The organism is Sphingomonas olei (genome assembly GCF_045369765.1).
In the GTDB taxonomy this organism is placed as follows: Bacteria; Pseudomonadota; Alphaproteobacteria; order Sphingomonadales; family Sphingomonadaceae; genus Sphingomonas; species Sphingomonas panaciterrae.
Map to the genome: position 1 here is coordinate 109,995 of NZ_JBIQEU010000009.1, position 16,045 is coordinate 126,039.

22 protein-coding genes and 1 pseudogene are annotated in these 16,045 nt (G+C 64.6%); 7 read left to right on the forward strand and 16 right to left on the reverse strand.

What is annotated here, in order from left to right:
• Window positions 1-65 precede the first annotated feature (65 nt).
• On the forward strand, window positions 66-710 hold the full coding sequence (locus ACH0BU_RS11745; RefSeq protein WP_296218424.1) for a phosphatase PAP2 family protein: 645 nt from the start codon (window positions 66-68) through the stop codon (window positions 708-710).
• A 64-nt stretch (window positions 711-774) separates the two neighbouring features.
• Here the strand turns inward: ACH0BU_RS11745 and metK are convergent, their stop codons facing one another.
• Complete coding sequence (gene metK / locus ACH0BU_RS11750; RefSeq protein WP_296218426.1) at window positions 775-1,983, reverse strand: methionine adenosyltransferase; 1,209 nt, start codon at window positions 1,981-1,983, stop codon at window positions 775-777.
• A 58-nt stretch (window positions 1,984-2,041) separates the two neighbouring features.
• Window positions 2,042-3,583 (reverse strand): apolipoprotein N-acyltransferase, encoded by a 1,542-nt coding sequence (gene lnt / locus ACH0BU_RS11755; protein ID WP_296218428.1) that lies wholly within the window; start codon window positions 3,581-3,583, stop codon window positions 2,042-2,044.
• Between the two features lie 126 nt (window positions 3,584-3,709).
• Here lnt and ACH0BU_RS11760 point away from each other — a divergent pair, with 126 nt between their 5' ends.
• Together ACH0BU_RS11760 and ACH0BU_RS11765 are read left to right on the forward strand one after the other, a co-directional pair.
• The gene (locus ACH0BU_RS11760; protein ID WP_296218430.1) at window positions 3,710-4,141 is read left to right on the forward strand and encodes a VOC family protein; all 432 of its coding nucleotides are present in this window, start codon (window positions 3,710-3,712) and stop codon (window positions 4,139-4,141) included.
• Window positions 4,138-4,440, forward strand: coding sequence for a polyhydroxyalkanoic acid system family protein (locus ACH0BU_RS11765; protein WP_125945823.1), 303 nt, complete (start codon window positions 4,138-4,140; stop codon window positions 4,438-4,440). The genes ACH0BU_RS11760 and ACH0BU_RS11765 overlap by 4 nt, the downstream gene beginning before the upstream one ends.
• 100 nt (window positions 4,441-4,540) lie before the next feature.
• Here ACH0BU_RS11765 and ACH0BU_RS11770 read toward each other — a convergent pair whose 3' ends face one another.
• Genes ACH0BU_RS11770 through ACH0BU_RS11780 form a run of 3 tightly spaced genes read right to left on the reverse strand, consistent with a single transcriptional unit; the run spans window position 4,541 to window position 7,497 of the window.
• Entirely contained in the window at window positions 4,541-5,554 is a 1,014-nt protein-coding gene (locus ACH0BU_RS11770) for an inorganic phosphate transporter (protein WP_046411063.1), read from the reverse strand.
• Between the two features lie 14 nt (window positions 5,555-5,568).
• Window positions 5,569-6,219, reverse strand: a complete 651-nt coding sequence (locus tag ACH0BU_RS11775; RefSeq protein ID WP_145119444.1) for a DUF47 domain-containing protein — start codon at window positions 6,217-6,219, stop codon at window positions 5,569-5,571.
• A 36-nt stretch (window positions 6,220-6,255) separates the two neighbouring features.
• Window positions 6,256-7,497, reverse strand: coding sequence for a penicillin-binding protein activator (locus tag ACH0BU_RS11780; protein ID WP_314470193.1), 1,242 nt, complete (start codon window positions 7,495-7,497; stop codon window positions 6,256-6,258).
• Between ACH0BU_RS11780 and rsmI the strand changes: the two genes are divergently transcribed.
• The 4 genes and pseudogenes from rsmI (at window position 7,496) to ACH0BU_RS11800 (ending at window position 11,203) form a co-directional block, all read left to right on the forward strand.
• A complete protein-coding gene (rsmI, locus tag ACH0BU_RS11785) occupies window positions 7,496-8,341 on the forward strand; it encodes a 16S rRNA (cytidine(1402)-2'-O)-methyltransferase (RefSeq protein WP_296218435.1) in 846 nt (281 codons plus the stop codon). The genes ACH0BU_RS11780 and rsmI overlap by 2 nt on opposite strands.
• Before the next feature lie 129 nt (window positions 8,342-8,470).
• Window positions 8,471-9,163: a VIT1/CCC1 transporter family protein gene (locus tag ACH0BU_RS11790; RefSeq protein WP_125945843.1), complete on the forward strand. Its 693-nt coding sequence runs from the start codon at window positions 8,471-8,473 to the stop codon at window positions 9,161-9,163.
• A gap of 56 nt (window positions 9,164-9,219) precedes the next feature.
• Window positions 9,220-9,414 (forward strand): annotated as a pseudogene (locus ACH0BU_RS11795) (YraN family protein); the annotation flags it as partial.
• A gap of 70 nt (window positions 9,415-9,484) precedes the next feature.
• Window positions 9,485-11,203 (forward strand): recombinase family protein, encoded by a 1,719-nt coding sequence (locus ACH0BU_RS11800; RefSeq protein WP_500264036.1) that lies wholly within the window; start codon window positions 9,485-9,487, stop codon window positions 11,201-11,203.
• On the opposite strand, the gene ACH0BU_RS11805 is transcribed toward ACH0BU_RS11800, so the two are convergent.
• The 11 genes from ACH0BU_RS11805 to ACH0BU_RS11855 form a co-directional block, all read right to left on the reverse strand.
• Entirely contained in the window at window positions 11,178-11,408 is a 231-nt protein-coding gene (locus ACH0BU_RS11805) for a hypothetical protein (protein WP_500264037.1), read from the reverse strand. The two genes, ACH0BU_RS11800 and ACH0BU_RS11805, sit on opposite strands and share 26 nt — an antisense overlap.
• A complete protein-coding gene (locus tag ACH0BU_RS11810; RefSeq protein WP_500264038.1) occupies window positions 11,408-11,554 on the reverse strand; it encodes a hypothetical protein in 147 nt (48 codons plus the stop codon). Before ACH0BU_RS11810 ends, ACH0BU_RS11805 begins: the two co-directional genes overlap by 1 nt.
• Window positions 11,551-11,763 carry a hypothetical protein gene (locus ACH0BU_RS11815; RefSeq protein WP_018251034.1) on the reverse strand — a complete coding sequence of 71 codons (213 nt, stop codon included), beginning with the start codon at window positions 11,761-11,763 and terminating at the stop codon, window positions 11,551-11,553. Before ACH0BU_RS11815 ends, ACH0BU_RS11810 begins: the two co-directional genes overlap by 4 nt.
• A complete protein-coding gene (locus ACH0BU_RS11820; protein WP_018251035.1) occupies window positions 11,760-12,113 on the reverse strand; it encodes a hypothetical protein in 354 nt (117 codons plus the stop codon). Before ACH0BU_RS11820 ends, ACH0BU_RS11815 begins: the two co-directional genes overlap by 4 nt.
• A gap of 72 nt (window positions 12,114-12,185) precedes the next feature.
• Window positions 12,186-12,368: a helix-turn-helix transcriptional regulator gene (locus ACH0BU_RS11825; protein WP_500264039.1), complete on the reverse strand. Its 183-nt coding sequence runs from the start codon at window positions 12,366-12,368 to the stop codon at window positions 12,186-12,188.
• Entirely contained in the window at window positions 12,365-12,793 is a 429-nt protein-coding gene (locus ACH0BU_RS11830; protein WP_500264040.1) for a hypothetical protein, read from the reverse strand. The genes ACH0BU_RS11825 and ACH0BU_RS11830 overlap by 4 nt, the downstream gene beginning before the upstream one ends.
• Before the next feature lie 358 nt (window positions 12,794-13,151).
• Entirely contained in the window at window positions 13,152-14,048 is an 897-nt protein-coding gene (locus tag ACH0BU_RS11835; protein ID WP_500264041.1) for a hypothetical protein, read from the reverse strand.
• Between the two features lie 26 nt (window positions 14,049-14,074).
• Complete coding sequence (locus ACH0BU_RS11840; RefSeq protein ID WP_500264042.1) at window positions 14,075-14,446, reverse strand: HNH endonuclease; 372 nt, start codon at window positions 14,444-14,446, stop codon at window positions 14,075-14,077.
• A gap of 19 nt (window positions 14,447-14,465) precedes the next feature.
• On the reverse strand, window positions 14,466-14,885 hold the full coding sequence (locus tag ACH0BU_RS11845; RefSeq protein ID WP_500264043.1) for a hypothetical protein: 420 nt from the start codon (window positions 14,883-14,885) through the stop codon (window positions 14,466-14,468).
• A gap of 25 nt (window positions 14,886-14,910) precedes the next feature.
• The gene (locus tag ACH0BU_RS11850; RefSeq protein WP_500264044.1) at window positions 14,911-15,312 is read right to left on the reverse strand and encodes a hypothetical protein; all 402 of its coding nucleotides are present in this window, start codon (window positions 15,310-15,312) and stop codon (window positions 14,911-14,913) included.
• Window positions 15,313-15,634: 322 nt separating this feature from the next.
• Window positions 15,635-16,045 (reverse strand): hypothetical protein (locus ACH0BU_RS11855; RefSeq protein WP_500264045.1); only part of this gene is annotated, 411 nt, incomplete at its 5' end.

Consider the following 16,045-nt stretch of genomic DNA (forward strand, 5'->3'; position numbering starts at 1 on the left):
CGGCCGGCGCGATAGCGTCCTGAGCGGCGGGAGCAAAGCGGCCCGCGCATCGTTTTCCGCCCGCTATGGGAAAGAAGCACAAGAAGGCGCGCGATCTCGCCAAGGCAGAGCATGACGCAATCGGCGCCGCGGCAAAGGCCGCCGACCACCCGCCCGTCGCGCTGGCCGGCAAGGCGAGCGAGATCGCCGATCAGCCGCCGCTCGTCGCCCTGTCGCTCGCGACGATCGGCGTCGGCCTGATGCTGCGCCGGCGCGATGTGACTCGCACCGGCACGCGCATGCTGCTCGCCCATGCGCTCGCCACCGCCGGCAAGACGGTGCTGAAACGCGCGATCGACCGCTCGCGCCCGCGCCGCGCGCTGAAGGATGGAGAGCATGAGGCGCGCGCCGGCAGAGGCAGCGACGATACCGAGCTCAATTCCTTCCCATCCGGCCACACCGCGGGCGCGGTCAGCGTGGCGGAGGCGATCGCGCGCACCGCTCCGACCTATGCCGCGCCGGCGCGCGGTGGCGCGGCGTTCGTCGCGGCGGTGCAGTTGCCGCGCGGCGCGCATTATCCCAGCGATGTCGCGGTGGGCGCCGGGATCGGCTGGGTCGCCGACAAGATCGCTGGCCTGGCGATCGACGCGGGCGAACGCGCGATCGAGCGCCGGCGGCAGAACAAGGAAGATGCGGGCGCGCTCGCCGAAGCGGAGGCGCATCCGAGCTGACCCGCGATATCCCGCCGGTTAGAAGAAAGGGGCCGCCGTTTCCGGCAGCCCCTTCATCATGTCGTCAGGCGAGTGCCGCCTTCAGATCATCGACCAGGTCCAGCTTCTCCCACGGGAAAAAGTCACCCTCGGCCTGACGACCGAAGTGGCCATAGGCCGCGCTGCGCTCATAGATCGGCTTGTTGAGGCCGAGGTGCGTGCGAATGCCGCGCGGCGTCAGGTCGCCCAGCTTCCCGATGCCCGCGATCGCCGCCTCGATCTTGTCGTCGCCCACCGTGCCGGTGCCATGCGTGTCGACATAGAGCGACAGCGGCTTGGCGACACCGATGGCATAGGCGAGCTGGATCGTGCAGCGCTTGGCAAGGCCGGCCGCGACGATGTTCTTGGCCAGATAGCGGGTGATGTACGCCGCCGAGCGATCGACCTTGGTCGGATCCTTGCCGCTGAACGCGCCGCCGCCGTGCGGGCTCGCGCCGCCGTACGTATCGACAATGATCTTGCGGCCGGTAAGGCCAGCGTCGCCATCCGGCCCGCCGATCTCGAAGCTGCCCGTCGGGTTGATGTGATAGACGGTGGCGTCGGACAGCAGCTCTGCCGGCAGCACATCGGCCACCACCTTCTTCACATAAGCGTGAAGCTCGGCTTCCTGCTCGCCCTTGTCATAGCCGGCGGCATGCTGCGTCGACACGACGATCGCGGTGCAGGCCACGGGCTTGCCATCCTCGAAGCGCAGCGTGACCTGGCTCTTGGCGTCCGGCTCCAGGAACGGTGCCGCGCCCGAGTGACGGTCGTCGGCCATGCGCTGCAGGATGCGGTGGCTGTAGTAGAGCGTCGCGGGCATGAGATCCGGCGTCTCGTCGCAGGCGAAGCCGAACATGATGCCCTGGTCGCCGGCGCCTTCGTCCTTGCTCGCGCTCGCATCGACACCCTGCGCGATCTGCACCGACTGACCGTGCAGGTTGTTCTGGAAGCGGAAGCTCTCCCAGTGGAAGCCCTCCTGCTCATAGCCGATGCGCTTCACCGTGTTGCGGACCGTTGCCTCGATCTCTTCCTTGGCGCCCGGCACCCACTCGCCATTTTCGTACACGCCCTTGCAGCGGATCTCGCCCGCCAGCACGACCAGCTGCGTGGTGGTCAGCGTCTCGCAGGCGATGCGTGCTTCCGGATCCTTGGACAGGAACAGGTCGACGATCGCGTCGGAGATCTGATCGGCGACCTTGTCCGGGTGGCCCTCGGAAACCGATTCGCTGGTGAACAGATACGATTGGCGCATGGTTACTCCGCCTGAGCTGGTGAGGGAGATAAGGATATAAAGATAGCTTTATATGGCTCTACCGATGGCGGCGGCGGATGGCAATGGCTGCCCCCGCCAGCAGCAGCGCCGTCAGCCCCGCCAGCCAGTTGCCCCATCGCGAGAAAAAGGTCGGCGGCAGCGGCTCGGGAATTGCCACCTCGATCGCGCCAGCCTTCTGATGCGGCACCGTGCCCACCAGCCGGCCATCCGCGGCGATCACGGCGGAAATGCCGTTGGGGGTTGCGCGAATGACCGGCAGCCCTTCCTCGATCGCGCGCATCCGTGCCTGCGCCAGATGCTGCGGCGGTCCCCAGCTGCCGAACCACGCATCGTTGGACGGATTGAAGATCAGCCGCGGCCGGTGCGCCGGATCGACGACCGCGCCCGAGAAGATGATCTCATAGCAGATCTGCATCCCGATCGACCCGAAGCCGGGCACCTCCAGAGCGCGCGGCCCCGGCCCCTCGGCAAAGTCCATCGATCCCGGCACCAGTCGCGCCAGCCCCAGCGGCTTCAGCAGCCAGGGCATCGGCAGATATTCGCCATAAGGCACCAGATGCGCCTTGTCGTAGCGCCCCGCGATCCGTGCGCGCGGGTCGATCGCAAAGACCGAATTGGTCGCGGTGATCGCCGTCCCCGCCGTGTCGAACTGGAGCGCCGTGCCGCCAGTCAGCAGGATGTCGCGCGGGCCAAGCAGCTTCGCCATCCGCCAGCGGAGCCAGAACGGATCGGCATCATAGACATAGTCGGGATAGCCATCCTCGAAATAGTCGCGGATCACGCCTTCCGGCCACAGGATCAGCCGCGGCGCCTCACCCGGCCGGCCCGACAGCTCCGACAGGCGGGTGAGCATCATCTCCCCGTCGCTCTCCCCACGCTGGTCCTGCGGCACGTTCGGCTGCACCACCCGAACCCGCGGCGCGTCGATCGCCACTGGCCCGTCCGCGTCGCGATAGCTGAACAGCTGCGCCGCGATCAGCGCGGCAAATCCCGCCAGCGCGGTCGCGAACGGCGCTGGCCGGCGCGGCAGGAGCAGCAGGCTTCCCGCCAGCAGCACGGTCAGCCCCGACAGGGCATAGGTGCCGACCCAGGCCGACAGCGCCGCAACCGGCTGCACCGGCACCCAGATCACGCCGATCGGATCCCAGGCATAGCCGGTGAACATCACGCTGCGCAGCCATTCGGCGACGATCCACGCCGCGGCGAACGCCAGCACATAGGCGGCGTCCACACGGGTCCCGCGCATCTTCCACGCCAGCCCCGCGGCAAGCGCCGGATAGACGGCGAGATACAGTGCCAGCGCGATCGGCGCAGCATAGCCAAGCTCCGCCGGCATCGCATCCTGGAAGGTAAAGGCGTGCTGGAACCAATTGTTATTGATCGTGAAATGCCCCAGCCCGAACATCCACCCGCGCCACAGCGCGGCCCTCAGCGTGGGCGCGCGATGCACCAGCAGGATCAGCAGCGAGAGCGCGGCAATGGTCAGCGGCCACAGCTGCAACGGGGCAAAGCCACAGGCCGCCGCCGCACCCAGCAGCAGCGCGGCCAGCCGCGGATATTTATCGAGGAGGGACATCATTGCCCGTCCCGCTACCAAATGATGCGCCCGGCGGGGAGAGGCGATACGCGCGGCGGCTCACCGCGCAGAAGCAGTGCCGCCCTCACCCCCTTCCCGCTGGCGCCGCAGTTGGTGTATCAACCGCGCATGACACTGCGCCCCTTTCACCTCGCCTTTCCGGTCCATGATCTCGCCGCCGCGCGTGCCTTCTACGGCGGCGTGCTCGGTTGCCGCGAGGGTCGCTCCAGCGACCGCTGGATCGACTTCGATCTCGGCGGGCATCAGATCGTCGCCCATCTCGACGATACCGCGCGCCCGGCCGGCGCTAGCAACCCTGTCGACGGGCATGACGTGCCCGTGCCGCATTTCGGCGTGGTACTGACGATGGCGGACTGGCAGGCGCTGGCCGCTCGGGTTGAGGCGGCCGGGGTGCCGTTCGGGATCGCGCCGCACGTCCGCTTCAAGGGGCAGCCCGGCGAGCAGGCGACGATGTTCTTTCGCGATCCCTCCGGTAACGCGCTGGAGTTCAAGGCGTTTGCCGACGACGCCCAATTGTTTGCCACGGAGTTCACGGCATGAGCGCCCCGATCGAAGTTGATATCCCGCACCAGCTCGGCACCGCCGCCGCCAAGCAGCGGATCGGCAGCAGCTTCGGCAAGCTGGCGGATTTCATTCCCGGCGGCGCGATCACCGAACATCGCTGGGAGGGCGATTCGCTGACCTTCACCGTGGAGGGTCTGGGGCAGCGCGTCGGCGCCCGGCTCGACGTCAGCGACAGCAACGTCCACGCCACCTTCGAATTGCCGGCGTTCCTCGCCATGTTCTCCGACAAGATCCGCGACAAGCTGCAGCGTGAGGCGCCCAAGCTCCTCCAATAGCCGTGGATGAAAAAGGGCCGCGCTCCCGGGTGGAAGCGCAGCCCTTTTTTTATGCCAACGCATCACGAAGCGCAGGCAAATCGTTTTGGTTAAACGATAATCAGAACAGCAGCGTAAGCCCATAAAAGGCGCTGCCAACGATCGCCGAGCACGGAATCGTGATGATCCAGGCGACCACCACGTTGCTCGCCGTGCCCCACCGCACCGCAGAGGTGCGGCGTGCGACGCCCGATCCGATGATCGCGCCGGTGATGGTGTGGGTGGTCGACACCGGGATGCCCATCGCCGAGGCGGCGAACAGCACGATCGATCCGCCGGTCGAGGCCGCAAAACCCTGATGCTGCGACAATTTGGTGATCCGCGAGCCCATCGTCTCGATGATCTTCCACCCGCCCGACAAGGTACCGAGCGCGATCGCGACATAGCAGCTGATCGCCACCCAGTGCGGCACTTCGAACTCGCCGGTCAGCTGGCCGGTCGAATACAGCAGGACGGTGATGATCCCCATCGTCTTCTGCGCGTCGTTGAGCCCGTGGCTCAGCGAATAGGCAGCCGACGATACGAGATGGAGCGAACGGAAGGTCCGCTCCGCCTGGCGGGCGGTGTAGCGGCGCAGCGCCCAGCTGCTCGCCAGCATCACCAGCAGCGCCAGGATCATGCCCAGCGTCGGCGACACGACGATCGCCACCATGGTCTTGGTCAGCCCGCCGACATGGATGCTGTGCACGCTGGCATGGGTCACGCCAGCACCGACCAGCCCGCCGACCAGCGCGTGGCTGGACGATGACGGGATACCCTTCTGCCACGTCACGACGTTCCAGAACATCGCCCCGCCCAGCGCACCGAAGATGACGGCTGGCGTGACAACATCCTGATCGATCAGTCCCTTGCCGATCGTTTCTGCGACAGCATGCAAGCTGGGAAAGGCAAGGGTGACGAAATAGGCGGCGAAGTTGAAGAAAGCGGCAAAGGCCACCGCCTGCACCGGCGACAGCAGGCGCGTGGCAACGACGGTGGCGATGGAATTGGCTGCATCGTGCAGCCCGTTGAGAAAATCGAACGCAAGCGCGACGAGGATCAGGCCGACGAGCAGCGGGAACGCGAGTTCATGCATGGGGCTGCGATCGCTCAGGCGTGATCGATGACGATGCCGTCGATCTCGTTCGCCACGTCCTCGAACGCGTCAGAGATCTTCTCGAGATGCTTGTAGATTTCGCGGTCGACGACGAACTGCATCGCGTCCCCGCCGTCATGGTGATGCTTTTCGAAGAGGCGGCGCAGGCCCTGTTCGTGGAGGCCGTCAACCTCGCCCTCCAGCCGCACCAGTCGCTCCGTCAGCGTGTGCAGGCGGGGGCCGTTGCGCGCGACATCCCGCAGCAATTGCATCGCCTCGACCGACACGCGCGACGCCTCCAGCATCAGCTTGGACATGGCGTGCATGTCGGGCGCGAAGCTGCGCACGCCGTAGAGGCTCACTGCAGTCAGCGCCGCGTCCATCGCGTCGATCGCATCGTCCATGCGGTTGATTAGATCGCTGATCGCGCTGCGATCGAACGGCGTCAGGAAGGTGACGCGGACGGTCTGCAGCACGGTGCGGGTGATATCGTCGGCCTGGTGCTCATAATCCTTCACCTCGGCGATCAGCGCGTCGATGTCGCCGTCACCGGCGAAGATCTTGGTGGTGGCCTCCGCAGCCTTCAGCGTCACCGCCGCATGCGCGTCAAACAGTTCAAAGAAATTGCCGCGCTTGGGAAGAAGGCGCTGGAACCAGGCGAACATCAAGAGAATCCTTGAAGAGAAACAGAGGAATAGGGATCAGCGCCCGAAACTGGCGGGCGCCGATGACACGACGGCGGTGTTGCCGCTGCGGATTTCCTGAACTTCCAGCGCGCGCTCGGCGATGCCGTCCCGGCCGAAGCGGAAGGCACCATCGATGCCGGAGAAGCCCTCGCCCGACCGCAGCCGCGCTTCGGGGAAGGGCGCGCCGACCTTCCAGTCACGCGCAATGCGTGCCGTCAGCAGCACCGCATCATAGCCAAGGCTCGACAGGCGATACGGTGCGGCGCCGAAGCGGGCGCGATATTTGGTCGCATATTGGCGGTACAAACCATTGGAAACACTGGCATACCATGCGCCGTTCAGCGCCGGACGCGCAGCCACGCCGCTGTCGGTGTTCCACAATTCGGTGCCCATCACCTTCATGTCCGGGCTGGTCTTGCGCAGCAGCGGCACGGCGGTGGCCGCGGTCCCGGCCGAATCGGCGATCAGCACCCCGTCGAACGGCGCCTCCTTGGCCATCCGCGTCACCGCCGCGCCGATCGCGCCGGGGGTGCGGTCATAGGTCTGCAACGCCACGACGCGCCCGCCGGCGGCCTCGACCGCGCGCAGGAAGGTGGTGGAGGCGCGGGTGCCATAAAGCGCGTTGGGGACCAGCCCGCCGAAATTGGTGACCCCCTTGCTGCGCGCATAATCGACCACCCGCTCGATCGACTGCGACGGGGTATAGCCCATCAGGTAAACGCCATCCCCCGCGACGCTGACGTCGTTCGAAAAGGACAGCACCGGCACCCCCGCGCGCCGCGCGATCGGCGCCACCACGCGCACGTCATCGGCCAGCAGCGGCCCGAGAATCAGCTGCGCCCCATCTGCCACCGCGCGCTGGGCGGCGGCTGCGGCGCCTTGCGCGGTGTCATAGTTGGTGACGCGAATCTGCTCGTTCTTGGTGTCGAGCAGCGCCAGCTGCGTCGCATTGGCGAGGCTCTTGCCCACTCCCGCATTGGCGCCCGACAGCGGCACGAGCAGCGCGACCCGATTGCGCGCGGTATCGCGCGGGATGCCCGCTTCCACGCCGACATCGGGCCGGGTGCTGGGCGGCGGCGCCTTGGTCGGCGGCGGCGCGGAGGGGCCCCGCGGGACAACGGTGGAGCAGGCAGAGACCAGCAGCGCGGTGAGCGCGACAGCCACCGGGCCGGCGATGCGGCGCGGCGATGACACGCCTCCGGGAATTCCACGAACGATCACGTTCGCCCGTTGCGATACGGTTGCGGCCTCTGCCATGACACTCCTCGTGGAAAACCTAAGTCCCGGCCTGTACATCGTCGCAACCCCGATCGGCAATCTCGGGGACCTGTCTCCACGCGCCGCCGATATTCTGTCGCGCGCGGCCGTAGTCGCTGCAGAAGACACTCGTGTTACAGCTGTGTTACTACGGCACATCGGGACGAAGCGCCCGATGGTCCCCTATCACGATCACAATGCCGATCAGATGCGGCCGCAATTGATCGCCCGCATGGCGAGCGAAGCGGTCGCGCTGGTGTCCGACGCCGGCACGCCGCTGATCTCCGATCCCGGTTACAAGCTGGTGCGCGATGCCCGCGCCGCCGGCCATGCGGTGGTCACCATCCCGGGGCCGTGCGCCGCAATCGCCGCACTGACGCTCGCCGGCCTGCCCACCGACCGCTTCCTTTTTGCCGGCTTCCTGCCCTCCAAGGCAAAGGCGCGCAGCGAGACGATCGCGGAGCTCGGCGCGATCCGCGCGACGCTGGTGCTGTACGAGAGCGCCCCCCGCCTCGCCGCGACGCTCGCCGCGCTGGCGGAAGGGTTGGGCGATCGCGACGCCGCGGTCACGCGCGAGATCACCAAACGCTATGAGGAAGCGGTGACCGGCACGCTCCCCGTCCTTGCCGCGCGCTATGCCGATGCCCCGCCCAAGGGGGAGATCGTGATCGTCGTCGGCCCGCCGGGTGAGCCGCCCCCCGCCAGCTCCGAGGATGCCGACGCCGCATTGGTCGAGGCGCTGACCCGGCTCCCGGTCGCCAAGGCTGCCGGAGAGGTCGCAAAAAAGTTCGGGCTCGATCGCAAGGAACTCTACGCCCGGGCCCTCGCGCTGAAGGACGCCTAGCCACCGACCACTCCCGATTCGTTGGGGGCTGAGGGCGTCGCTCGCATCACCCCTCGCCCTCCTCCTCCGGGCGCGCTAGCATCGCTTCTGCGCCCTCGGGCTGGCGCAGGCGATGGGCGAGGCAGCATGATGCGGACGCACAAGGAAAGCCATCTTGTCACGCGAGTCGGCTGGCTCCGCGCGGCCGTGCTGGGCGCCAATGACGGGATCGTCTCCACCTCCAGCCTGATCCTCGGCGTCGCCTCGGCGGGGTCGAGCCATGGCGCGGTGCTGACCGCCGGGGTCGCCTCGCTGGTCGCTGGCGCGATGTCGATGGCGGCGGGCGAATATGTCTCGGTCAGCTCCCAGGCCGATACCGAGAAGTCGGACCTCGCGCGCGAACGCCGCGAACTCGCCACCCGGCCGGAGGCGGAGCTGCAGGAACTGACCGGCATCTACATCGATCGCGGCGTCGATCCGGCGACCGCGCGCACCGTCGCCACCCAGATGATGGCGCATGACGCGCTCCAGGCGCACGCCCGTGACGAGCTTCACATCACTGACGAGACGATCGCCCGCCCGGTCGTCGCTGCCATGGCGAGCGCCGCGAGCTTCACCGTGGGGGCGGCGCTGCCGCTCGCGCTCACCGCCGCGCTGCCGCTCGCCACGATAGGACCGGGCGTGGCGATCGGATCGATCCTGTTCCTTGCGCTGCTCGGCGCGATCGGCGCGCGCACCGGCGGCGCCCCCATGATGCGCGCAGTCGTGCGCGTCGTCTTCTGGGGCGCGATGGCGATGGCGCTGACCTCATTGGTCGGGAAGCTGTTCGGCGCCGCCGTCTGATCGCGCGGCGCGGACCGGCACTTGCGCAGCCACGCGCGCCTGCCACACTGCGCCTGATGCCGCCCGCCCCGCCCTCCCGCTCCACCGACGATCGCCGACGCGCCGACGCCGCCGGACGGCGTGGGGAGCGATTCGCCGGATGGTGGCTTCGGCTGAAAGGCTGGCAGATCCTCGACCAGCGCGTCCGCACCCCCGCGGGGGAGGTCGATCTGGTGGCGAAGCGTGGCGCGCTGATCGCCTTCGTGAAGGTTGGTTTTAACCCCGCTTCCACAGTTCGCTTGAATAATGCGGACGGAAGCAAGGGTGTGAGACACAGCCGTCATGAACGAAGCCATCATCTATGCCCGATTCTCCAAGGCCGATCAGGTCAAGGGCCACTCGATCGAGCGCCAGCTTGATAACGCCCGCGAGGTCTGCGCCACCCGCAACCTGATCACGTCGCCACGCCTCACTTTCATCGAGAAGGGCAAGAGCGCCTTCACCGGGGCGAACAGGTCGAAGGGCTCGTTGCTCGCCAACCTTGAGCTTGAGATCGAGGCTGGTGCCCACCACGGGCGGACCTTGGTCGTTGAGCATCTGGACCGAATTAGCAGGCAGGGACACGATGAAGTCCGCGACTTCCTGCGGGCCTGCTCCGACAACGGCGTGAGCGTAGCGACCTATGATGGCGGTCGCCTCTACCCGGCTGGCGAGCGGGTGCAGATGATCGAGGTCATCGAGATCATCCTCAAGGCCGAGCTTGCCCGCGAGGAGTCGGAGAAGAAGTCCTTCCGCATTCGCAAGAGCTTCGCCGCCAAGCGGGATGAGGCCGCTGCCGGTGAAGGCAAGCGGATCGCCAGCCGCCCGCCGTCATGGATCAAGCGCGTGCCGGGAGGCTATGAACTGATCGAGGAACATGCCGAAATTGTCCGGGAGGCGCATCGCCTCTGCCAACTCGGCTACGGCACCGCGCAGATTGCCCGCATCTTCAATGATCGCAACTACCGGACGTGGCGGGCCGATTCGAACGGCTGGCACGAGTCCTATGTCGGGCGGATGCTCACCATGCGGACGGCCATCGGCGAGTATGTCTCAACCAATCACGGCACCCGCATTCTCGACTACTACCCGCCCGTGATCACGGTGGACTGCTACAACCGCACTCAAGCGGCGCGGGCGAAACGGGCGATCCCTGCTGCTCGTGGTCGCCGGGGCACGGCACAGACCAACCTGTTCCAGACCATTGCCAAATGCGCCCATTGTGGTGGAGCGATGCAGATGAAGCCGAGCCGCTACGTGGGGCGGACGGAGGGTCGGAAGTATCCCTCCGGCAACACCGGACGGACGGCGATCAAATCGCCCGCCAGCTATCTGCGCTGCGTCAACAGCCTTCGCCGGGTCACCGACCATGCGGGCAACCGCATCTGCACGAACGGCAAGCTGGTTCGCTATGAGCGCCTTGAGCCTGCCGTCTTGGACAAGATCATGACGGTGGCTTTGGATAACGATCGCTACAACGTCTCCGAGATCAGTCAGACCCGGATCGCCCTCGCCGAAGCCGAGCGCCAGCTTGGGCACCATCGGGAGGCCCTTGAGAACATCAAGGCCAACCTCAAGCTCAAGGTCTCGTCCACGCTCATGGATATGCTGATCGAGATCGAGGAGAAGATTGAGGCCACGCAGGCGGACCGTGACGGCTTGCTTGCCTCGTTGAACCGGGAGGGTGGCGCAAAGCCATCCACGGAGTTTCTCGCCCGTATCGCCCAGACCCGTGCCGCCATGAGCGACCCGGATCACGACACCCGGCGAGACGCCCGGACGATGGTCCATGACAGCCTGTGCGCCGTCGTGACGGATATGCGGTGCGACAAGGACGCCAACACCATGGTGATCGTCGCCAATGGGCTGGCGGCATTCCGGGTCAACAACGCGGGTGCAGTTGTTTGGCAGTATGATGCCAGCGGCGACCCAAAGGCCCTTGTGGCGCTCACGACGGAGGCGTTCGCAGCCAACAAGGACTTGGTGGAGGGTGTGATCACTCGCGCGAAGCGGGCGGCATAGGTCGGAAGGTCTCCATCAGCCATGCTTCGAAGGCGGCTTCTTCGTCCGGGCTCATCGTCTGGCGATCTTCAAGGTAAGCCTGCCGGTAGAACCGAAGGGCGTAGGATCGCCGCTCGGCAGGGTCGCGGGTCGCCGCCGCCACTTCTGCGTTCAGAATGATCGCTTGAAGCCGAAGGATCGCGTTCTCAATCTTGCCCACCCACATCAGGGCAGGCCCTTCCGCCGACGCCACACAGCCTTCGCCCGATCCAAGCGAAGCTGCGTCTCCCGCTTGCGCGTCCAGTAGGCCGCGACCGCCGCATCCATGATCGCGACGACTTCTGCCGGGGTGATGGTTTCGGGATCGATCATGCAACCCTCCACGAGAAACCGGCCACCATCCATGCGTAGGTGCGGGTGAGGTGTTCGGTGATCTGCTCGTCCACGAAGCCATCCGGGGCGTCGTTGGGGTGGTCGCCCCACCAATCGAGGGTGACCGTGGTGGGAAGGCCGGTCTGCTCACCGTCATCATCCCACGCGATGTCTTCAACGATCAGTTTCGCAGTGGTGGGCTCGTTCATCGTGCGGCCTCCGCCTCGAAGGCTTCCACGAGCGTCTTTGCTTCCCGGTAACGATTGCGCTGCGCGGCGATCGACAGTCGGGCAATGGGGTGGAAGGTCTCGCGACCTACGTTTTCCCATTCGAACCTCGATAGCGCGATGACACGGGGCTGGTGGGTAAAACCACAGGTGCCAGTAGCCGTCTTTCCCGCCCGCTCGCGGACGATGCCGCCACGGGCACCGCCGTTCCATTCGATGAAGTTGGGGTTCACCTCACCGTCCATCATGAACGCGGACGCGGTGAAGGTGATGCCGTCCACCACCTTGGTGCTGCCATATGCCGCGAGCTTGCGGCGGTTCTTGTCAGTCATAGGTCATAGCTCCGCCATGCTGGCGAAGGTGACCCGCCAGTCAGGTAAATTGGTTTTCAGTTTGGTGGGTGATCAGGCGCGCTCGCTGTGCGGCCATCGCCCCATCTGATCGCGGTTGGCATCCCACCAGCCCATCACCGCCGCTTCATCGAAGTGACCGATCCGGGTTGGTGCGGGAAAGTTCCGGGCTGTGCGCCAGCGATAGAAGGTCGATCGCGACGCCCCGGTGAGGGCGAGGATTTCTTCGACGTTCACGCCGCCTCCCGCTCCCGGACACGAGCGTGGGTGCCGTCTGCCTCGCCCCGCTCGTCAATCGCGCCGACGAAAGCCATGAGCGCCTTCAAGGGCGGTTCGCAGTGGACCATGTGACCAGCGGGCTTGTTGTAGGCGGCTTCGAGCTTGTTGATGATCAGTCCCTTGCCGTAGCCCATCGGCACCTTCTTCGACCAATCAAGGAAGTCGTCGGCGTCCATGGTCATGGCGGTGAAGAAGCCCATCATCGGATCGAGGTCCACGTAGTTCGCGTTCTCGATAGTGGGGTGAGGCGTAAGACCAAAGGTCTTGGAGTGCAGCACCTGCACCATGCCGTCGTTCTTCGCGCGGATCACGAACGCCGAACCATCCGGCCTCTTGAACACAGCGGTGATCTTATCGTCGTTCCAGTTTATCTTGTAGGGCATGATCTCTGGTCCCGTTCATCTTTGCGATGACGAGTAGGTCTCATGAGACTCCGAATCTGACAAGCAAATTCCGACCGAACTGCGCAAAAACCGAACTGTGTAGTCTATAATCAATTATAGAACAACTTCCGGTAGCGCCTTCGTGCTGCGGAGCGTCTCACACTTTTTCGATACGTCAAGTTTTTCTGCTTTTCGGGTTCGGAAGGCGCGTTAACCAAGTTCACGAAAATCGCGTCAAGCCCGAATCACTCGCGTTAACCCCGAAACTCGCGGGGCGGGCCTCACCAGCGATCAGGTCAACATCGTGACGGCGCTGGACAACAACCGCCGCGCGATCCGCTACACCTTCGCGGGTTGATCAGACGAACAGCCGGATCAGCAAGAGCGCTGCGATCACCCAAGCGGCCATCCGCAACGAGGTGATCATCTTCAGCGTCTCTTGCGCCCGGTTGTCCCTCACCACTTCAAGCTGTGCTGCCCGATCTACCGGGCGAGCATCCTCATGGGTGGCTTCCACCTCATCGGGCTCGTTGTCGGGATAGGCGGGCTCAAGCGGGAGGTCGAACTTGGTCGCAAGGAATAGCTCCGCTTCCTCCACCTCGCCAAGGCGCGGTAGCGGCACCTCATCGGTCGCCCCTTCAACCTTGTGGTCCCGATCGCGAGTGAGCACCTTGATCTTGTCGGTGGTGATCCCCGGCGACCAGTCGGCGTAGAATCCCTGCACGCCGCCAAGCCGCAACGAGAGGCTGTCCACGGCACGGGTAGCGATCTGGCGGGCAATCTCCTCGAAGCGTTCGGGCTTCACGTAGAAGAAGAACGTGATGGTGTCGGGCTGCGTCACGTCACGGAAGTCGATATCGGTGGTGTAGCTCACGCCGCCCCACACGGCGCATCGCTCGCCCTTGCTGTCTGCTTCCTCGATGTAGAGATTGAAGTCGGTGATCGTCCGTTCGGTGCCCAACATAGAGTAGCGCGGGGCGTATCGGTCCCGCTCGTCCGGGTAGAGGGTCGCCGTGATGGTCCGCTTGGTCTTGGCACCCGGCTCGTCATCGGGCTGCGCATAACGATCGCCGATCTGCGTCTTGTCGGTGAGCGCGATGGCCTTGCCCCTGAAGTGCAGGGTCCACTGCCACGGAATATAGTCTCGCCCGACCTTCTCACCCGCCTCGTCATGCTCGTTGAGGCACCACTTGTAGAGGTTCTTCAACTCGGACTGATCGTTGAACCGGATGGTTCGGTCGAAATGATTTTCCAATGGTGCCCCCGTCTTACGGGGTGAGGCTACTTGATGAACGCGGCTCGTGCCAGCCAATCGGCGAGGCCGGGATCACGCATCACGTCGGCTACGTCATAGCCCTTGGCGAGGAAGCGTTTTTCGCTGGTGGACTTCTCGTCGTTGCAGTCGGTGCAGGCCGGGGCGAGGTTCGCGGGATCATCGGTGCCGCCCAAGCTCAAGGCGATGATATGATCGAGCACAGTAGCGCCCCGTATAAGCCCCGTAGAGCGGCAATAGACACACAAGGGGTGTTCGGACAGCAAACGCTCCCGGAGCCTCCTGTAGGCCGCTGTGCGGTCCCGTAAGGCATCACTGCCCCCACGACGCTTGGCAGGTGTCTTGGGGCGGCTGGAGAAGGTCTGGGGCTTACTCGGCATCCGCTATTTATGGGCGCACTCAATCGAATGGACATGGTTTCCGCACGATGATTGGCGAACAATGCGACAGGTCATTGTGGTCGATCAGCTTTTTTGGCGAACCGTAGGAGTAGACATTCGCAATGTATCCATCCCCGTCTGGTCGGCGGACAAATACCGCTCCAGTTCTACTCCTCTCCCATGACAACGCTTCATCGAAGTTAGCAAACCTGACTTCTTCGTAAACCTCACCCTTCGAGTCGAACTTTAGGTCTTTGTCGATATCGTCGTCATCATCGTCGTCGCCGTCGTCGTCGTCGTAATAGCCTCTTGCGAACTGGTTCTCCAACCCGGCGATCAAGCTGTCAGCCGAGTAGCCCTCGCCAAAGACGCCCTCCCAATCACTCATGATCGCCACCGTGCCCGTTATGAACGTGGCGATGATACTTTCTGTGATCATCGAAGCAACATGTTTGCTGCCGCCCTCACGAAGTTAGTGAGCAACCATTTTGGCGTGCCCAGCGGGCGAGCCGCTGTAGCTCCCGGAGATCGTCCAGATGGAGGATCGCCAGCGGCTTGGCGCGATCGTGCTGCACCACCGCCACGGGCGTGAGGCCATCGTTGCGGTTCGCCTGATCGATCGCCGCGTAGGCTTTCGCGAAGCCATTGGCGTGCGCCTTGGCCTCATAGCTGTAGGGATGAACCCGCTTCGCGGCGGGCGTCAAAACGATATCCGCCCCGCTGCTCCCCATGATCGCGCTCGTCACGTCGGCGGGATCGAGGTCGGGGTTGTCGGCGCGGATCGCGTCACGAACCTTGTTCTGGAGGCGGCACGCCTTGGCCTTTGCTGATCGAATAGAACACTTGCGCTGTGTGGTTGAACTCATCCAGTATTTAGAGCGCTGGTGAGACATGTCCCCATGTCACCCCCCTCCGGGCATTTCTGGCGAAATCCCTCTTATATAGATAAAATATAACTCTTTTTTTTGGCTCTTCTTTTTTCAAAAATGAGGGTGGGGGGTGACATGGTGACATGTCTCCTCAAAACACGCGCAAACCCGCAGAAATCCTTGGTTTTTGCCCTCCAGCGCGGGGGTGACATGTCTGGTGACAAAAGGTGACACGAGGGTGACACGTCTCGGAGACATGTCCCCAAAAACGGAGACATGTCCCCATTTTGTCACCCCCAAAAGGTGACACGTCTCCAGCTTACCCCAAGTAGTTGTAGACCGTGATTGAGGCATTGTTCGCACCCTTTGCTTGGCTGGCGCTGATCGTTCCTTCGGCCACCATGGCTTCGATAATCAGGTCAACCTTGCTCGTCTTGATCTTGCGCATCTTCGACGGCGGCTTGGGCGAGAGGCTTTCGCCATGGGTGATCTCGCGACGGGTGAAGCTCGCCTTGCCCTGTGCCTTGTGGGCCTTGAAGAAATCAGTTTCGAGCCGGGTCATGATGATCCGGTCTTCCTCGTCCTTCGCGTCCACATGGTCGTTGTCGAGGCTGTCCCACTGGCGGTGGAAGTAATCGGCAAGCTCGATCGCCTGAGTAGCCCCTAGATTTCTGGACGCCTTCGATCCTAATTTTGAGGACAGGAGGCGGTGATGGGGAAGTCCAGTTTC